Source organism: Micromonospora sp. NPDC049048 (assembly GCF_043197615.1).
Taxonomy (GTDB): domain Bacteria; phylum Actinomycetota; class Actinomycetes; order Mycobacteriales; family Micromonosporaceae; genus Micromonospora.
Window position 1 is genome coordinate 296,326 of record NZ_JBICTM010000002.1, and the last position, 15,898, is coordinate 312,223.

14 protein-coding genes, 1 tRNA gene and 1 pseudogene are annotated in these 15,898 nt (G+C 74.3%); 6 read left to right on the forward strand and 10 right to left on the reverse strand.

The window, feature by feature from the left end:
- Positions 1 to 46 precede the first annotated feature (46 nt).
- Complete coding sequence (locus tag ACGFIG_RS06725) at positions 47 to 976, forward strand: ribonuclease Z (protein ID WP_392999954.1); 930 nt, start codon at positions 47 to 49, stop codon at positions 974 to 976.
- A complete protein-coding gene (locus ACGFIG_RS06730) occupies positions 973 to 1,482 on the forward strand; it encodes a GNAT family N-acetyltransferase (RefSeq protein WP_392999956.1) in 510 nt (169 codons plus the stop codon). The genes ACGFIG_RS06725 and ACGFIG_RS06730 overlap by 4 nt, the downstream gene beginning before the upstream one ends.
- Positions 1,483 to 1,551: 69 nt before the next feature.
- Here the strand turns inward: ACGFIG_RS06730 and ACGFIG_RS06735 are convergent, their stop codons facing one another.
- On the reverse strand, positions 1,552 to 2,922 hold the full coding sequence (locus tag ACGFIG_RS06735; protein ID WP_392999958.1) for a cystathionine beta-synthase: 1,371 nt from the start codon (positions 2,920 to 2,922) through the stop codon (positions 1,552 to 1,554).
- A 77-nt stretch (positions 2,923 to 2,999) separates the two neighbouring features.
- Positions 3,000 to 3,356, reverse strand: a complete 357-nt coding sequence (locus ACGFIG_RS06740) for a YkvA family protein (RefSeq protein ID WP_392999961.1) — start codon at positions 3,354 to 3,356, stop codon at positions 3,000 to 3,002.
- A gap of 149 nt (positions 3,357 to 3,505) precedes the next feature.
- On the opposite strand from ACGFIG_RS06740, the pseudogene ACGFIG_RS06745 reads away from it, so the two are divergent.
- The 3 genes and pseudogenes from ACGFIG_RS06745 to ACGFIG_RS06755 form a co-directional block, all read left to right on the forward strand.
- Positions 3,506 to 4,581 (forward strand): annotated as a pseudogene (locus tag ACGFIG_RS06745) (SGNH/GDSL hydrolase family protein); the annotation flags it as partial.
- Positions 4,555 to 5,358: an SGNH/GDSL hydrolase family protein gene (locus tag ACGFIG_RS06750; protein WP_393001345.1), complete on the forward strand. Its 804-nt coding sequence runs from the start codon at positions 4,555 to 4,557 to the stop codon at positions 5,356 to 5,358. The pseudogene ACGFIG_RS06745 and the gene ACGFIG_RS06750, both read left to right, overlap by 27 nt.
- Before the next feature lie 158 nt (positions 5,359 to 5,516).
- Complete coding sequence (locus ACGFIG_RS06755; RefSeq protein WP_392999963.1) at positions 5,517 to 6,779, forward strand: acetyl-CoA C-acetyltransferase; 1,263 nt, start codon at positions 5,517 to 5,519, stop codon at positions 6,777 to 6,779.
- A 75-nt stretch (positions 6,780 to 6,854) separates the two neighbouring features.
- Here ACGFIG_RS06755 and ACGFIG_RS06760 read toward each other — a convergent pair whose 3' ends face one another.
- The 3 genes from ACGFIG_RS06760 to ACGFIG_RS06770 form a co-directional block, all read right to left on the reverse strand.
- The gene (locus ACGFIG_RS06760) at positions 6,855 to 7,175 is read right to left on the reverse strand and encodes a hypothetical protein (RefSeq protein ID WP_392999965.1); all 321 of its coding nucleotides are present in this window, start codon (positions 7,173 to 7,175) and stop codon (positions 6,855 to 6,857) included.
- A gap of 437 nt (positions 7,176 to 7,612) precedes the next feature.
- Positions 7,613 to 8,428 carry a Bax inhibitor-1/YccA family protein gene (locus ACGFIG_RS06765; RefSeq protein ID WP_392999967.1) on the reverse strand — a complete coding sequence of 272 codons (816 nt, stop codon included), beginning with the start codon at positions 8,426 to 8,428 and terminating at the stop codon, positions 7,613 to 7,615.
- Between the two features lie 111 nt (positions 8,429 to 8,539).
- Positions 8,540 to 8,620, reverse strand: a tRNA-Leu gene (locus ACGFIG_RS06770).
- Positions 8,621 to 8,722: 102 nt separating this feature from the next.
- Here ACGFIG_RS06770 and ACGFIG_RS06775 point away from each other — a divergent pair.
- On the forward strand, positions 8,723 to 10,558 hold the full coding sequence (locus tag ACGFIG_RS06775; RefSeq protein WP_392999969.1) for a hypothetical protein: 1,836 nt from the start codon (positions 8,723 to 8,725) through the stop codon (positions 10,556 to 10,558).
- 169 nt (positions 10,559 to 10,727) lie between these two features.
- Here the strand turns inward: ACGFIG_RS06775 and ACGFIG_RS06780 are convergent, their stop codons facing one another.
- The 5 genes from ACGFIG_RS06780 to ACGFIG_RS06800 form a co-directional block, all read right to left on the reverse strand.
- The gene (locus tag ACGFIG_RS06780; protein ID WP_392999971.1) at positions 10,728 to 12,059 is read right to left on the reverse strand and encodes an NAD(P)/FAD-dependent oxidoreductase; all 1,332 of its coding nucleotides are present in this window, start codon (positions 12,057 to 12,059) and stop codon (positions 10,728 to 10,730) included.
- A 104-nt stretch (positions 12,060 to 12,163) separates the two neighbouring features.
- Positions 12,164 to 12,724 (reverse strand): hypothetical protein, encoded by a 561-nt coding sequence (locus ACGFIG_RS06785; RefSeq protein WP_392999973.1) that lies wholly within the window; start codon positions 12,722 to 12,724, stop codon positions 12,164 to 12,166.
- A 173-nt stretch (positions 12,725 to 12,897) separates the two neighbouring features.
- Positions 12,898 to 14,310 carry a DUF58 domain-containing protein gene (locus ACGFIG_RS06790; RefSeq protein ID WP_392999975.1) on the reverse strand — a complete coding sequence of 471 codons (1,413 nt, stop codon included), beginning with the start codon at positions 14,308 to 14,310 and terminating at the stop codon, positions 12,898 to 12,900.
- Positions 14,310 to 15,314, reverse strand: a complete 1,005-nt coding sequence (locus ACGFIG_RS06795) for an AAA family ATPase (RefSeq protein WP_392999978.1) — start codon at positions 15,312 to 15,314, stop codon at positions 14,310 to 14,312. Before ACGFIG_RS06795 ends, ACGFIG_RS06790 begins: the two co-directional genes overlap by 1 nt.
- Positions 15,311 to 15,898 carry a hypothetical protein gene (locus ACGFIG_RS06800; RefSeq protein WP_392999980.1) on the reverse strand — a complete coding sequence of 196 codons (588 nt, stop codon included), beginning with the start codon at positions 15,896 to 15,898 and terminating at the stop codon, positions 15,311 to 15,313. Before ACGFIG_RS06800 ends, ACGFIG_RS06795 begins: the two co-directional genes overlap by 4 nt.

Consider the following 15,898-nt stretch of genomic DNA (forward strand, 5'->3'; position numbering starts at 1 on the left):
GTCGACCCTTTCGCGGGCCGGGTGGCCGACGCAGCCGGAGGTCGCCGTGTCGATGCGCGAGCTGGTGGTGCTCGGGACGGCCAGCCAGGCCCCCACCCGGCAGCGCAACCACAACGGGTACGTGCTGCGCTGGGACGACGAGGTGATCCTCTTCGACCCGGGCGAGGGCAGCCAGCGGCAGCTCCTGCACACCACGGTCACCGCGACCGACCTGACCCGGATCTGCGTCACCCACTTCCACGGCGACCACTGCCTCGGCCTGCCCGGCACCATCCAGCGGCTCTCCCTGGACCGGGTGCCGCACCCGGTGGCCGTGCACTTCCCGGCCGGCGGCGCGGAGTACTTCGCGCGGCTGCGGCACGCCTCCAGCTTCCACGAGACCGCCGAGCTGCGCGTCGAGCCCGTCGAGGCCGACGGGCAGCGCATCGCGCTGGGCGTCGGCACGCTGGAGGCCCGCCGGCTGCGGCACCCGATCGAGACGTACGGCTACCGGCTCGTCGAGCCCGACGGCTGCCGGATGCTGCCGGAGCGGCTGGCCGCGTACGGGATCGCCGGCCCGGCGGTCGGGGAGCTGATCCGCGTCGGCCACCTCGACGTCGACGGGCGTCGCGTCACCCGCGAGGAGGTGAGCGTGCCCCGCCCCGGGCAGCGCTTCGCCTTCGTCATGGACACCGGCCTCTGCGACGGGGTGTACGCCCTCGCCGAGCACGCCGACCTGCTGGTCATCGAGTCGACGTTCCTCGACTCGGAGGCCGCGCTGGCCGCCGAGGTCGGTCACCTCACGGCGGGCCAGGCCGCGCGGGTGGCGGCCGAGTCGGGCGTACGCCGGCTGGTGCTCACCCACTTCTCCCAGCGGTACGCCGACCCGGCCCGGTTCGCCGACGAGGCCCGCGCCCACTTCGACGGCGACCTGGTGATCGCCGAGGACCTGACGACCGTGCAGGTCCCGCCCCGGCGGGTAGCCTCGGCCGGATGACGGTCACCCTGCGTCCCGCCACCGTCGACGACCTGATGGCGGTGGGCGCGCTGCACCAGCGTTCCCGGGTCGCCGCCTACTCGGCCTTCCTGCCGGCGGAGGCGCTGGCCGACCCGACGCCGGAGGCGATGGGCGCCTACTGGACGGAGCGGTGGACGTGGGAACGGGACGAGCACCGGATGACGGTGGTCGAGCGCGACGGCCGGCTGGTCGGGTTCAGTTATCTCGGCCCCGACGACGAGGACGACCCGGCGACCGGCCTGCTCAACGCCATCCACCTCGAACCCACCGAGCGCGGCCGGGGCACCGGCCGGGCCCTGATGGTCGACGCGCTGGACGCCATGCGCGTCCGCGGCTGGTCCCGCGCGGTGCTCTGGGTACTGCGGGACAACGCGCCCGCCCGCCGCTTCTACGAGCGCGGCGGCTGGACCCCCACCGGCACCGAACGCGACGAGCACATCGGGCCGGTGCTCACCCCCCAGCTCCGGTACGCCCGCGCCCTGTAGGGCGCGTCGCCTGCCGGAAAGGGCCCCCTGCCAGCGGTTCTCACCTGGCAGGGGGCCCTTTCTGACGCGTCAGCGGGCGCCGAGGTGGGCCAGCAGGTCCTGCCGGGTGAGGACGCCCTTCGGCTTGCCGTCGACCAGCACCAGGGCGGCGTCGGACTTCTCCAGGAGGCCGACCGCCTCGCTCACCGGCTGCCCGCCACCGATCATCGGCAGCGGCGCGGCCATGTGCCGCTCGATGGTGTCGTGCAGGTGCGCCTGGCCGGTGAAGAGCGCGTCGAGCAGGTCCCGCTCGGCGATCGAGCCGGCCACCTCGCCGGTCACCACCGGGGGCTCGGCCTTGAGCACCGGCAGCTGCGAGACGCCGTACTCGCGCATGTAGTCGATCGCGTCGCGGACCGTCTCGGTCGGGTGCACGTGCACCAGCTCGGGCAGGCCGCCCGGCTTGTCGGCGAGCGCGTCGGCGACGGTCGGCTCCGTGCCCGAGTTGTCCAGGAAGCCGTACCGGGCCATCCAGTCGTCGTTGAAGATCTTGGACAGGTAGCCCTTGCCGCTGTCCGGCAGCAGCACCACGACCACGTCGTCCGGGCCGGCCTTGCGGGCCACCTCCAGGGCGGCCACCACGGCCATCCCGCAGGACCCGCCGACCAGCAGCCCCTCCTCGCGCGCCAGCCGCCGGGTCATCTCGAAGGACGCCTTGTCGGAGACCTCGATGATCTCGTCGGCGACACCCTGGTCGTACGTCTCCGGCCAGAAGTCCTCGCCGACGCCCTCGACCAGGTAGGGCCGGCCCGTGCCACCGGAGTAGACCGAGCCCTCCGGGTCGGCGCCGACGACCCGCACCCGGCCCTCCGAGGCCTCCTTCAGGTAGCGCCCGATGCCGGAGATGGTGCCGCCGGTGCCGACGCCCGCCACGAAGTGGGTGAGCTCGCCGCCGGTCTGCTCCCACAGCTCGGGCCCGGTGGTCTCGTAGTGCGAGCGCGGGTTGGCCGGGTTGCTGTACTGGTTGGGCTTCCAGGCGCCGGGGATCTCCCGGGCCAGCCGGTCGGAGACGTTGTAGTAGGAGCGTGGGTCCTCCGGGGCCACGGCGGTCGGGCAGACCACCACCTCGGCGCCGTACGCCCGCAGCACGTCCTGCTTGTCCTGGCTGACCTTGTCGGGGCAGACGAAGACGCACTTGTAGCCCCGCAGCTGCGCCACCAGCGCCAGGCCGACTCCGGTGTTGCCGCTGGTCGGCTCGACGATCGTGCCCCCGGGCTGGAGGAGGCCCGCCTTCTCCGCGTCCTCCACCATCCGCAGCGCGATCCGGTCCTTCACCGAACCGCCCGGGTTGAGGTACTCCACCTTCGCCAGCACGGTGGCCTGGATGCCGGCCGTGACGTTGCGCAGCCGTACCAGCGGGGTGTTGCCGATCAGCTCGACGACGTTGTCGTAGTACCGCACCTCGTTGTGCCCTTCTCCTCCGGCGCCGCCGGCGGCGGCCGGGCAGACGTCTTCTCGACGCCCAAGGGTACGTGGGTTCAGGACGCCACGTGCCCGGGGATCACCGAGCTGCGCCGGGCCTCCCACTCCAGGAACCGCTCGGTCTCGGCCAGCACGCTGCCGGCGAGCCAGGTCACCATCACCGCGTCGTCGGCCAGCCCGAAGATCGCCAGCGGGATCTCCGGGATCAGGTCGATCGGCGAGACGATGTACGCCGTCGCCGCGGTCATCAGGGCCAGCCGCAGGCCGCCGTCGTACTCCCCCCGGGCGGTCGCCCGGATCATCCGGGGCAGCGCGCCCAGCCGCGCACCGAGGGACGGCCCGCTCCGCGCCCCGACCGCGAGCGCCCGGGCCAACGCGCTGAACGCCGCGCTGCGCTTCAATGTCTTCCCCATCATCTGCCCCTCTCCACGTGCCAGGATGACGCGCCCGCGCAAACCGTCCCCCTGTCACCCGTGGAGGTACCCAGGACCGTCGACTTCCAGGCACCCGCGAGCCGACACGACGACAGCGGCGTGTCGTGCCGGCGCGATAATGTCGCTGTATGGGGGTCGCTGGTTCCGTCGTCCCGGTCGGTCCGCGCTGGCAGCGCGCTCTGCAGGTCGCCCGCCTCGCGGCGATCGGCACGGTCGCCACGGCCGCGGCCGCGGCGGCCACCGGCGGGGTGCTCCTCGGGCAGGCCCGGCAGGCCCGGCGCACCATCCCGATGGCCGAGGCGCCGCCGCCACGCTGCGACGGCGTCTACGGCGCGAAGCTGCCCGGCCCGCCGGTCACCGTCGTCGTGCTCGGCGACTCGTCGGCCGCCGGCTACGGCGTGCACCGCCGCCGCGAGACGCCCGGCGCCCTGCTCGCCACCGGCCTGTCCCGTCGTCTGCAACGCCCCGTCCGGTTGCACCGCTTCGCCGTGGTCGGCGCCATCTCGGCCGTGCTGCGCCACCAGGTGGAGGCGGCGCTGGAGTGCCGGCCCGACGTCGCGGTGATCCTGATCGGCGGCAACGACGTGACCAACCGCACGCCGCCCGCCCTGGCGGTGCGCTATCTGGTCGAGGCGGTCCGGGCGTTGCGCGCCGCCGACTGCGAGGTGGTCGTCGGCACCTGCCCCGACCTGGGCGCGATCCAGCCGATCCGGCCGCCGCTGCGCTGGCTGGCGCGCCGCTGGAGCCGGCAGCTCGCCGCCGCGCAGACCGTGGCCGTGGTCGAGGCCGGCGGCCGGACGGTCTCCCTCGGCGACCTGCTCGGGCCCCGGTTCGCGGCCGAGCCGACCCGGATGTTCGCCTGGGACCGGTTCCACCCCTCGGCGGAGGGCTACGCGGCGGCCGCCGCCGTGCTGCTGCCGACCGTGCTGTCCGCGCTCGGCGCGGGGCAGGAGCGGCGCCCGGCCCACATCCGGGGCGAGGGCGTACGGTCGCTGCCACAGGCCGCCCAGGAGGCTGCCCGCCACCCGGGCACCGAGGTCAGCGGCACCCGGGTCAGGGGGCGCGAGCGCGGCCCCGCCGGCCGGTGGGCGCAGCTGCGCCGACGGGCCTTCTTCGGTGTCGGCGCTGTGCCGCAGCCAGGCCCCGCCGCCGACTCACCCACACTGGAGGGACTGGCATGAGCGAGCGCTTCATCCCCTCGGGGCTCGCCAACCGACTGGGCCGGGCAACGGCGCTCGGCCTCATCGCCGGCACGGTCGGCGGTGCCGCCGTCCTCGCCGGTCAGGCTTTCGCCGCCCGGCACCGCCGGTACGCCCAGCCGGAACTGGCGCTCGCCCTGCGCGCCACGATCGGGCGCGCCGACGCGTCGCCGCTGCGGCTGGTGCTGCTCGGCGACTCGTCCGCCCTCGGCGTCGGGGTCGGCCGACTCGACGAGACCATCGGCGGGCAGCTGGCAAACCTGCTCGCCGAGGGCCCGAACGGCCGCCGGGTGCACCTGTCCAGCGTCGGCGTCTCCGGCTCGCGCTCGACGGACCTGGCCACCCAGGTGGCCCGGGCGCTGCTCGGCGAGCGCCCCGACGTGGCGGTGATCCTGATCGGGGCGAACGACGCCACCACCCTGCGTCGTCCGGTGGAGGCAGCCGCCTACCTCGGGGCGGCCGTGCACCGGCTCCGCGAGGCCCGGGTGGAGGTCGTCGTCGGCACGTGCCCCGACCTGGGTGCCGTACGCGCGATCGCCCCGCCGCTGCGCAACGTGGTCGGCTGGTCGGGACGGCGGGTGGCCCGCGCCCAGACGGCGGCGGTGCTCGATGCCGGCGGCACGGTGGTCGACCTGGCCACCGAGACCGGGGCGGTGTTCCGGGCCGACGCCGGGACGCTGTGCCACGACGGCTACCACCCCTCCGCCGACGGCTACCGGGTCTGGGCGCACGCCCTGCTGCCGGCCGTCGCCGCCGCCGCGGCGGTCGCCTCCCGGCACTGACCCGCCCGGCCCGCCGGTGGACCACGGCCGCCGAAGTGTGCCGTCCCGCCCCCGGCCCGGGGGCCTCCCGGTGCCGGCCGGTTCTCTTGCCCGGGCGTGACATTTCCCGGCCGGCGGGCAGCTTCCGCCCGAAGTTACCGACGGGTTAACGTTGGTTCATGCCGACCGAGTCGTCCCGCGACGCCGTCATCGTCGCCACCGCCCGCTCCCCCATCGGCCGGGCGCACAAGGGGTCCCTGCGCGACGTCCGCCCGGACGACCTCGCCGCGACCATCGTGCGTGCCGCCCTGGACAAGGTCCCCCAGCTCGACCCGGGCGAGATCGACGACCTCTACCTGGGGTGCGGTCTGCCCGGCGGCGAGCAGGGCTTCAACATGGCCCGGGTGGTCGCCACCCTGATGGGCCTGGACACCCTGCCCGGTGCCACGCTCACCCGTTACTGCGCGTCCTCGTTGCAGACCACCCGGATGGCGATGCACGCGATCCGGGCCGGCGAGGGCGACGTGTTCGTCTCCGCCGGCGTGGAGACCGTCTCCCGGTACGCCCGCGGCAACTCCGACGCGCTGCCGAAGGAGGCGCAGGCGCTGGTCGGCGGCGGCTGGGAGAACCCGCGCTTCGCCGCCGCCGCCGAGCGTTCCCGGGCCCGCGCCCAGGGCGGGGCCCCGGTCTGGACCGACCCGCGCGAGGCCGGCGAGCTGCCGGACATCTACCTGACCATGGGTCAGACCGCCGAGAACCTGGCCCAGGTGTACGACGTGAGCCGCGCCGACATGGACGAGTTCGGCGTACGCAGCCAGAACCTCGCCGAGAAGGCGATCGCCGACGGCTTCTGGGCCCGGGAGATCACCCCGGTGACCACCCCGGACGGCACGGTGGTCGGCACCGACGACGGCCCCCGCGCCGGGGTCACCCTGGAGGGCGTCGCCGGGCTGAAGCCGGTGTTCCGCCCCGACGGCCGCATCACCGCCGGCAACTGCTGCCCGCTCAACGACGGCGCCGCCGCCGTGGTGATCATGAGCGCCCAGCGGGCGAAGGACCTCGGGATCACCCCACTGGCCCGGATCGTCTCGACCGGCGTGACCGCCCTCTCGCCGGAGATCATGGGTCTCGGCCCGGTCGAGGCCACCCGGCAGGCACTCAAGCGGGCCGGCATGACCATCGACGACGTCGACCTGGTCGAGATCAACGAGGCGTTCGCCGCGCAGGTGATCCCCTCGTACCGCGAGCTCGACATCCCGCTGGAGAAGCTGAACGTCATGGGTGGCGCGATCGCCGTCGGGCACCCGTTCGGCATGACCGGCGCCCGGATCACCGGCACCCTGCTCAACGCCCTGGACTGGCACGACAAGACGATCGGCCTGGAGACCATGTGCGTGGGCGGCGGCCAGGGCATGGCGATGGTCCTCGAGCGCCTGAGCTGAAGCCGGCCAGGGCATGGCCGGGGGCCGACAAGCACCTGAGCTGAGACCGGCCCTCGGGCCGGGGATCCGGGCAGGCTAGAGCGCGTCGCGGGTCGCCGTCACCTCGGCGGCGGCCCGCGCCAGCACCTCGGGCGGCGGGGCGGCGGCGACCAGGTCGGCGGCCACCACCCGGAGCTGGTCGGGCAGCGCCAGGTCGTTGTCGAGCCGGGGCACCGTCCGGCGGGATCCGCCCTCGACGTCGGCGACCAGGTTGGCGATCTCCTGCACCAGCCGGTGCACCAGGTCGGCGCGGGACACGTTGCCACCGGCGGCTACTGCCGCCCAGCGGGGCTGCTGCCAGTGCCCGACCTGACGCACCAGCAGCTCGACCGCCCGTTCCAACTCCCCACCACCCACGCCCCGAGTCTACGAACCACCCCACCGGCCCGAACGGGTCGGGCACGAACCGCTGCCGGCCGAGCCCCGCCCGGGAGCCGCCGATGCCCCGCCCCCCGGCCGCCCTGCCTTCCGCCCGCCCCACCTACCTCCCACGCGCAGGTCGGGCCCGAGCGCGTCCGGCACCCGCCCGCCCACCCACTCGCCCCGTCGATCATGGACTTGCGGTGGGCAACTAAGGATGTTCTGCCCTTTTTGCCGGGCACCACAACTGCGTGATCGACGGCGTGGGCCGGGGCGGTTCGTGCGGGGGCGGGCGGGGGCGGGACGAAGCCGGGTCGACGGCTGCTCGACGTGCTGATCCCGGCACGGGGAAGGCGGGGTGGGGAAGGTGGGTGGGACGACGGCGCCCGCCCTCGCGGATGCGGAGGCGGGCGCCGGTCGGTCGCGGGCGACGGTCAGTCGTCGCCCTGGAAGTAACTCAGCAGGCGCAGGATCTCGATGTAGAGCCAGACCAGGCTGACCAGGATGCCGAAGGCGGCGACCCAGGAGTAGCGCTGGGGCAGGCCCATCCGGACCCCGTCCTCGATCTCCTTGAAGCTGAGCACGAAGCTCAGCGAGGCGACCACGATGCAGACCAGGCTGAACCCGATCGCCAGCGGGCTGCCGTCGCGCAGGCCGGTGTTGACGCCGAAGAGCGCGAACACGAGGTTGATCAGCATGACGGCGAAGAGGCCCGCCATCACGGCGATCATGCCCTTGACGAACTTCGGGGTCGCCCGGATGACCTTCGCCTTGTAGAGCATGGCCATCACGAAGAAGACGCCGAACGTGGCGGTCACCGCCTGGACCACGATGCCGTCGTAGAGCGAGTCGAAGAACTTGCTCACCATGCCGACGAAGACGCCCTCGACGACGGCGTACGCGACGACCAGCGCCGGGTTCGCCATCCGGGAGAACGAGATGACCAGGCCGAGGACCAGGCCGACCACCGCCGCGCCGATCCACGCCGCGCCGAGCAGGGCGTCGGGCACGAGCACCCAGGCGGCCGCGGCGGAGACGCCGAGGATGCCGAGGAGCGTGACGGTCTTGACCACCACGTCGTCGATCGACATGGTGTTGACGGTCGGCGGGGCCGCCGGGTAGCCGGCCTCCGTCGGGTACTGCTGGGGATAGCCGGGCTGTCCGTACGGCCCGGTCGGGGCGTACCCGGCGGAGCGCTCCCGCTCGGCCGCCTGGCCGAGCCGGGCGAGCACCGGGTTCGAAGTCTTCACTGTCAGGCCTCCCTCAGGGGGTCGTTGCACGTGAACGTGCACCCTCAAGAGTAAACGCCCAGGGCAGCCGAGTGGAGATCGCCAAGCTGAGCGGAAGCTGAGAGTGCGGCGTGCCCGGGGCGGGGGTCGAACCCGCACGCCTTGCGGCAGCCGCTTTTAAGGCGGCCGTGTCTGCCTTTCCACCACCCGGGCGGGTGACACCGCGCGGGTCGACACGCGCGGTGCAGTGTCACGGTAGCGGGTCGGCGGCGACCCGGCGTACCCCTGCGTCCGGGTCGCACTAGGGTCGAGACCGTGAGCAGCGCAGCCCCCACGGCCCCCGACGCGGTCCCTGACCAGGCTGTCGTCGCCACCGACCGGCCGTCCCGCCGACTCCGGCCGGCGCGCCTGCTGACCGCCGTGCACCGGCGCCGGGCGGACGTCACCGTCGCGCTGGTCTTCGTGGCGCTGGCCGGTTGGCTCACCCACGGGCTCTGGCCCGACCCGGCGGCCCGCGTCCTGGCGCTCAACCCCGAGGACCAGGCCCTCTACGAGTGGTTCCTCGCCATCGACTCGCGGGCGCTGCTCGGCGACTTCGACCTGCTCACCCGACGGCTCAACGCGCCGGACGGGGTCAACCTGATGACCAACACCACGGTCATCGCGCTCGGCGTGCTTTTCGCCCCGGTGACCCTGCTGCTCGGCGCGCCCGTCACGTTCGCCCTGCTCGCCATGGCGAACCTGGCCGGCACGGCGGTCGCCTGGTATCTGCTCTTCACCCGGCTCCTGCGCGCCCGCCGGGTCGCCGCCGCGCTGGGGGCGGCGCTCTGCGGATTCGGCCCGGGGATGGTCTCGCAGACCAACAGCCATCTGCACATGACCGCGCAGTGGCTGGTTCCGGTGATCGTCTGGCTCGTGGTCCGCCTGCTGCGGGCCGCCGACCCGGCGACCACGCTCGACGGGCGGCCGGACCGCCGGCGGGTGGTCAGCTCGGCCGTCGGCCTGGCGGCGGCGGTCACGGCACAGGTCTTCGTCGGCGAGGAGGTGCTCTTCCTCTGCGCGGTCACGCTGCTGGTGATGGCGGTCACCTACGCGGTCGCGGACCGGCGCCTGGCCCGCCGCGCCCTGCCCGGCTTCGCCGCCGGGATGACGCTCGCCGCCGGGCTGGCGCTGCTCGTACTGGCGGGGCCGCTGTGGTTCCAGTTCGCCGGCCCGCAGGGTGTCGCGGACGGCATGTTCAGCCCGCACTACTTCTCGGCGGACCTGCGCAGCTGGTGGACGGTCTCGCCGCTGTCGATCGCGGGCGACGACGGGGCCGCCCGGCTGACCACCGGGCCGGCCGAGTACAACACCTTCCTCGGGCTCCCGCTGCTGCTGGTCGCCGCCGGCTGCGCGCTCTGGCTGGGCCGTCGTCCGCTGGTGGTCGCGTGCGTGGCCGGCACGCTGGTGACGGGGGCGCTGTCGCTCGGCCCCCGGGTGGTCGTCGACGGCGAGCGCACCGGCGTGCCGGGCCCGTACGCGCTGCTGTCGGGACTGCCGGTGGTGGATGGTGCGCTGCCGATGCGGTTCGCCCTCGCGGCGCTCCCGCTGGTCGCCACCCTGCTGGTGCTGGCGGTCGACCGGGCGCTGCGCGGCACCGGCCGGGCCCGCCGCCTGGTTCCGGTGGCGGTCGGCCTGGCGCTGCTGCCGCTGCTGCCGGCGCCGCTGCCCACCGCCGAGCGCCCGCCGCTGCCCGAGTTCGTCACCGGCGGGCACTGGCGTCAGTGCGTCGAGCCGGGCGGGGTGCTGGTGCCGGTGCCGCTCGCCACGCCCAAGCAACCGTGGCCGATGCGCTGGGCGACCGCCGCCGACGCGGCGTTCGGCATGCCGGAAGGCTTCTTCATCGGCCCGTACGGTCGCGGCGGCACGGCGGCGATGGGCACCTACCCGCGGCCCACCTCCGCCCTGCTGGCCGAGGTCGCCAGGCGCGGCGGGCAGCCGGTCGTCGACGACGGGCAGCGCCGGCAGGCCGCAAAGGACGCGGACTTCTGGGGGGCCTCCTGCGTGGCGCTGGCCGTCGACACCCCACACGCCGACAGCCTGCGCGGCACGTTGGAGCAGCTCTACGGGCCCGCCACCCGGATCGCCGACGCCTGGACGTGGCGCGTCTGACCTCGCGCCCGGGCGCGACGCCGGCTACGGCCGGACGACGGGCTGGGGTCAGGGTGGCGGACTGGCGCGCCCGCGCCCGTCGACCGCCGGACAGGCGGGAAGGCCTCTTCCGACCGGACCAGCGCGAAGGCCCCTCCGGCCGGGGACGGAGGGGCCTTCGTGTGGCTGGTCAGGCGCGACCGGCGCCCACCGGCTGGGACGCCTCGGCGAACTCCTCGCGCGGATCGTGCAGCTGCCCGAGGGCGACGACCTCACGCTTGAGCACGAACGCCAGCGACCAGTCGACCACGACCCGGACCTTGCGGTTCAACGACGGGATCCGGCTCATGTGGTACGTCCGGTGCATGAACCACGCCGGCCAGCCGGTCATCTTGATCCCGTACACCTGGGCCACGCCCTTGTGCAGGCCGAGGCTGGCGACGCTGCCGGCGTGCTTGTGCTTGTACTCCACCGGCTCCCGGCCGCGTACGACGTTGACGATGTTGTCGGCCATCCGGGCGGCCTGGCGGACCGCGTGCTGCGCGCTCGGCGAGCAGTAGTTGCCGGGCTCCTTCGTCAGGTCCGGCACGGCCGCGCAGTCGCCGGCGCTCCAGGCGCCCTCGACCACCCGGTCGCCGTCGACGACCTGGAGGGTCGGCAGGCAGGTGACCCGCCGCCGCTCGTCGCGGGGGAAGTCCGTCGCGTCCAGCATCGGCGACGGCTTCACGCCGGCCGTCCAGACGATCGTGTCGGAACGGAAGGTGTCGCCGTCGGAGAGCTTCACGACCCCGTCGAGGCAGGACTCGAGGCGGGTGTCCAGCCTGATGTCCATGTTCCGCTTGAGCAGCTGCTGCACGGTGTAGGCACCCATGTCCCGGTCGACCTCCGGCAGCACCCGCTGGGTCGCCTCGACCAGCACCCAGCGCATGTCCTCCGGCTTGAGCTCCGGGTAGTACTTCAGCGCGTCGCGGGCCATGTCCTCCATCTCGGCGAGCGCCTCGATGCCGGCGTACCCGCCGCCGACGAAGGTGAAGGTCAGCGCCGACCGGCGGACGGCCGGGTCCGGCGTGGCGGCGGCAACGTCGAGCCGGTCCAGCACGTGGTTGCGCAGGTAGATGGCCTCACCGATGGTCTTGAAGCCGATGCCGTGCTCGTGCAGGCCGGGAATCGGCAGCGTCCGGGACACCGAACCCGGGGCGACGACGACGTGGTCGTACGGGATCTCCCGGGTGGGGCCGCTGATGGGCTGCACCACGGCCGTCTTACGCGCGTGGTCGATCCGCGTCACGGTGCCCGCGACCACCTTGCACCGCCGCAGCTCCCGCCGCAGCGGCACCACGGAGTGCCGGGGGGAGATGTTGCCGGCCGCGGCCTCCGGCAGGAACGGCTGGTAGGTCATGTGTGGCTGAGGGTCCACCACGACGACCTCGGCCTCACGGGAGCTGAGCTTCTTCGACAGGCGCAGGGCCGCGTAGAGACCGACGTGCCCGGCACCCACCACAAGGATCCGCTTCGGGTTCACGTCATCTATCTTTCCCCGCGCGGCCCGGCTAATCCCGCTCGCGCCCCTTCTCTGTGACCGAACACAAGCCCTGTGACCTGCACGACTTGCCCCAAAAGTGCCCGTCACCTGCGGCGCAGCAGCCACCCCAGCAACGCCGCCACCGCCACCGCCACGAGCAGGCCGACAACCGTCGCCGCCTGGTGTCCGGCGTCACCACCGAGCCGGCCGACCTCGACCAACAGCACACCGAGGACGAAGGTGGCCAGCAGCACCCCGCCGGCCCGCGCCAGCCAGCGCACGATCAGGTCCGGATCGACCACCGCGTCGTACGGCAGCACGGCGGCCAGCGCGCAGAGGGTGTGGGTGAGGTAGAGGACCGCCGCCACGGCGAGCAGCCGCCAGAGGGCGATGGGCCGCCCGTACCCGTCGGTGGCGACCAGCCAGCCGCCGACCGTGACCAGCGCCGCGAAGGTCGGCCAGACCCGGCGCGGCCCGACCGCCGGCAGCACCGCCACCGCCACGAGAGCGAGCAGCGGCCGGCCGAGGAGCACCTGCGACGGGTACGCCAGCACGAGGCCGACCAGCACGGTGAGGAAGATGCCGGCGCGCACCAGCAGCGGCGTCAGGCTGATCCGAGCCGCGGCGTAGCGCAGCGCCCGGACCCGCTCGGTGACGGCGTTCATGGGTGCCACCTTCCGTTCGCGACTGCGGGACTCCGCTGCGCCGCGTTCCTCGCGCTCACCGGGCCCACCTTCCGTTCGCGACTGCGGGACTCCGCTGCGCTGCGTTCCTCGCGCTCACCGGGCCCACCTTCCGTTCGCGACTGCGGGACTCCGCTGCGCTGCGTTCCTCGCGCTCACCGGCCGACCCTGGGTGCGGTCGCCAGACGGGCCACGTCCCGCAGCACCTCGTCGAGGCTGCCCGCACCGGCCCAGCGCACCACCGGCACGCCGTGCTCGCGCAGCTGCCCGATCATCGTGTCCCGGTCCAGCCGCCACAGCCGGTACGCCACCTCGGCCCAGCCCCGGTCCTTCGGCGGGGCGAGATCCGCCGGCAGGGTGTCCACCGCGACCACGAACCGCCCGGAGCGGGCCAGCCGGGCCAGCATCTGTGCCGACCGCTCGTCGAGCAGCGGGGTGAGGACCACCACCAGCGCGTCCGCCGACAGCAGCTGCGGCCCGAAGACCTGGTCGTACGGCTCGTGCGGGGAGGACTCCGCCCGCACCTCCAGCAGCCACTCCAGGACCGTCAGGTACTGCCGGCGGCCGGTGGCCGGACGCAGCCGCCGCGCGGCGGGGCCGTACTCGAGCATCGACACCCGGTCGCCGCGGTGCAGGTAGTGCTCGGCGATCGCGGCGGCGGCCCGGACGGTGGTGTCCAGCACGGAGGCGGCACCGGAGACACCCCCGGAGCGGCCGGCCTCGGCGAGCACGTCGAGCAGCACCACCACCTCGGCGTCGCGGTCGGAGAGGGTCGCCGCCACGTGCAACTGCCGGGCGCGCAGCGAGACCCGCCAGTCGATACGACGCAGCCGGTCCCCCGGGGCGAAGACCCGTACGCCGGCCAGCTCGCCGCCCTCGCCGGGACGGCGCGAGTGGTGCGCGCCGACCAGGCCGGCCGCCCGGGGCATCGCCTCGACCGCGTCGAACGGCTCGGTCCTCGGATAGATGCGCAGCCGGGCCGGTTCGGCGATCACGGCGCGGGAGACCAGCAGCCCCTGTGCGGCGGCCACCCGGGCGCCGGCCGGACCGATGGGGTGCCGGCCCCAGCGCAGGGCGGTGCCGGACAGCTCCAGATCCACGGCTGCCGCCGTCGGGACGGCCGTCGCGAAGGGCCGCTCGGCGACGGACGGGGCGTTTGCCGAAGCGGCGCCGGACACCGCGGTCGCCCCGGCGATCGTGGCCCGCTCCACCCGCAGCCACGGCGAGACCCGGCTGCGCAGCACCGCCACGTCGTAGTCGAGCAGGTCGGGGTTGCCGACGGTGACCGTGCCGGTCAGCTCGCCGCCCTCGACGAGGTGGCCCTCGTCGGCGGTGATCCAGACCTGTGGCAGGGCGGTCGGCCGGCGACGCAGCGCGTACGCGGTGCCGAGCGCGAACGGGGCGGCCAGCACGACCAGGTCCACCCGGCCGAGCAGCACCCCCGCGATCAGCAGCAGCCCGGCGAGCAGGACCGCCCGGCCGAGCGCCCAGGTGGGCGTCCAGCCGGTCGCGGGTTCCGGCTCCTGCGGTGGCGACTCGGCCCGGGGCGACACGGCGGGCACGACCATCAGTGCGCGGGGCCGGCGGCGTAGCTGGGCAGCGCTCCGCTGGCGGGGGCCGGGGTCGCCTCCAGCACCTCGCCGACCACGAAGGACGGGTCGACGCGGCGCAGCCACATCTCCGGGCGCAGCGTGATCCGGTGCGCCAGGGCGGGGGCCGCCACCTCCTTGACGTCCTCGGGCACCACGTAGTCGCGGCCGGACATGACGGCCCGTACGCGGGACAGCAGCAGCAACGCCAGCGAGCCGCGTGGCGAGGCGCCCACCAGCACCGACGGGTGCTCACGGGTGGCGGCGGTCAGGGCGACGATGTAGCGGCCGACGGAGTCCTCCACGACCACGTCCTCCAGCGCGGCCTGCATGGCGCGCAGGGTCGCCGCGTCGACCACCGGCTTGATGTCCGCCTCCTCGCGGCGACGGGCCATCCGCCGGCGCAGCACCTCCCACTCCTCCTCGGCCTCCGGGTAGCCGAAGGAGACCCGGAGCAGGAACCGGTCGAGTTGCGCCTCCGGCAGCGGGTAGGTGCCCTCGTACTCGATGGGGTTGGCGGTGGCCAGCACGTGGAACGGCTCGTCCAGCTTGTACGTCACGCCCTCGACCGAGACCTGCTTCTCCTGCATCGCCTCCAGCAGGGCCGACTGGGTCTTCGGCGGGGTCCGGTTGATCTCGTCGGCGAGGAGCAGGTTGGTGAAGACCGGCCCGGCCCGGAACGAGAAGTCGCCGCTGCGCTGGTCGTACAGGAACGAGCCCGTCACGTCGGCCGGCAGCAGGTCGGGGGTGAACTGGAGCCGGCGGAAGTCCAGCCCGAGCGCCTGCGCGAAGGACCGCGCGGTCAGCGTCTTGCCGAGGCCCGGCAGGTCCTCCAGCAGCACGTGCCCGCCGGCCAGGATCCCGGCGAGGACCAGTTCCAGCGCGTCCCGCTTGCCCACCACGACCTGACCGACCGCCTCCAGCACCGACCGGGCGAGGTGGCCGACCTCGGTGGCGGGCATCCTGCGGTCCACGTCGTTCATATCTTCTCCAGTTCGGCGACGATCGCCGCGAGGTCGCGCGGCGACGGGGGGCGGCGGGAGGGGGTGCTGAGGAAGGTCCAGAGCCGCTCGCCGAGCAGGGCGCGGGCCCGCTCCGGGTCGGATTCGCGGGTCAGGCCGTGCCGCTGGCGCAACCGTTCGTCGGCCAACTCGCCGATCCGGGGCAGGATCCGTTCGGCGAACCGCTTGCGGTCCCTCGCGGCCCAGTCGAGCGGCCGTTCCCAGCCGTTGATCGCGGCCCGCAGCGCGTCGCGGGCGCCCCAGTTCCAGGTGCCGTCGTCGTCGGCGGCGGCCGGCACCCGCCTGCCGGAGCGGGGCGGGGGCGGGGGCGCCAGGGCGGCGACGACGCGGCGCACCAGGAACAGTGCGACGACCCCGGCGACGAGGACCGGCAGGGAGACCTGAAGGCCCACCGCGCGCAGGGCGGCGACGAGCACGACCACGACGGCCCCGACGCCGGCCAGCGGGCGGAGCACCCGACCTGCCCGTCCGCCCCGGGACCGCTCGACGGGTGCCGGCCGCTCCTCCTCGAAGCTCAGCAGGTCGTCGATGCTGGTGCTGCTCAC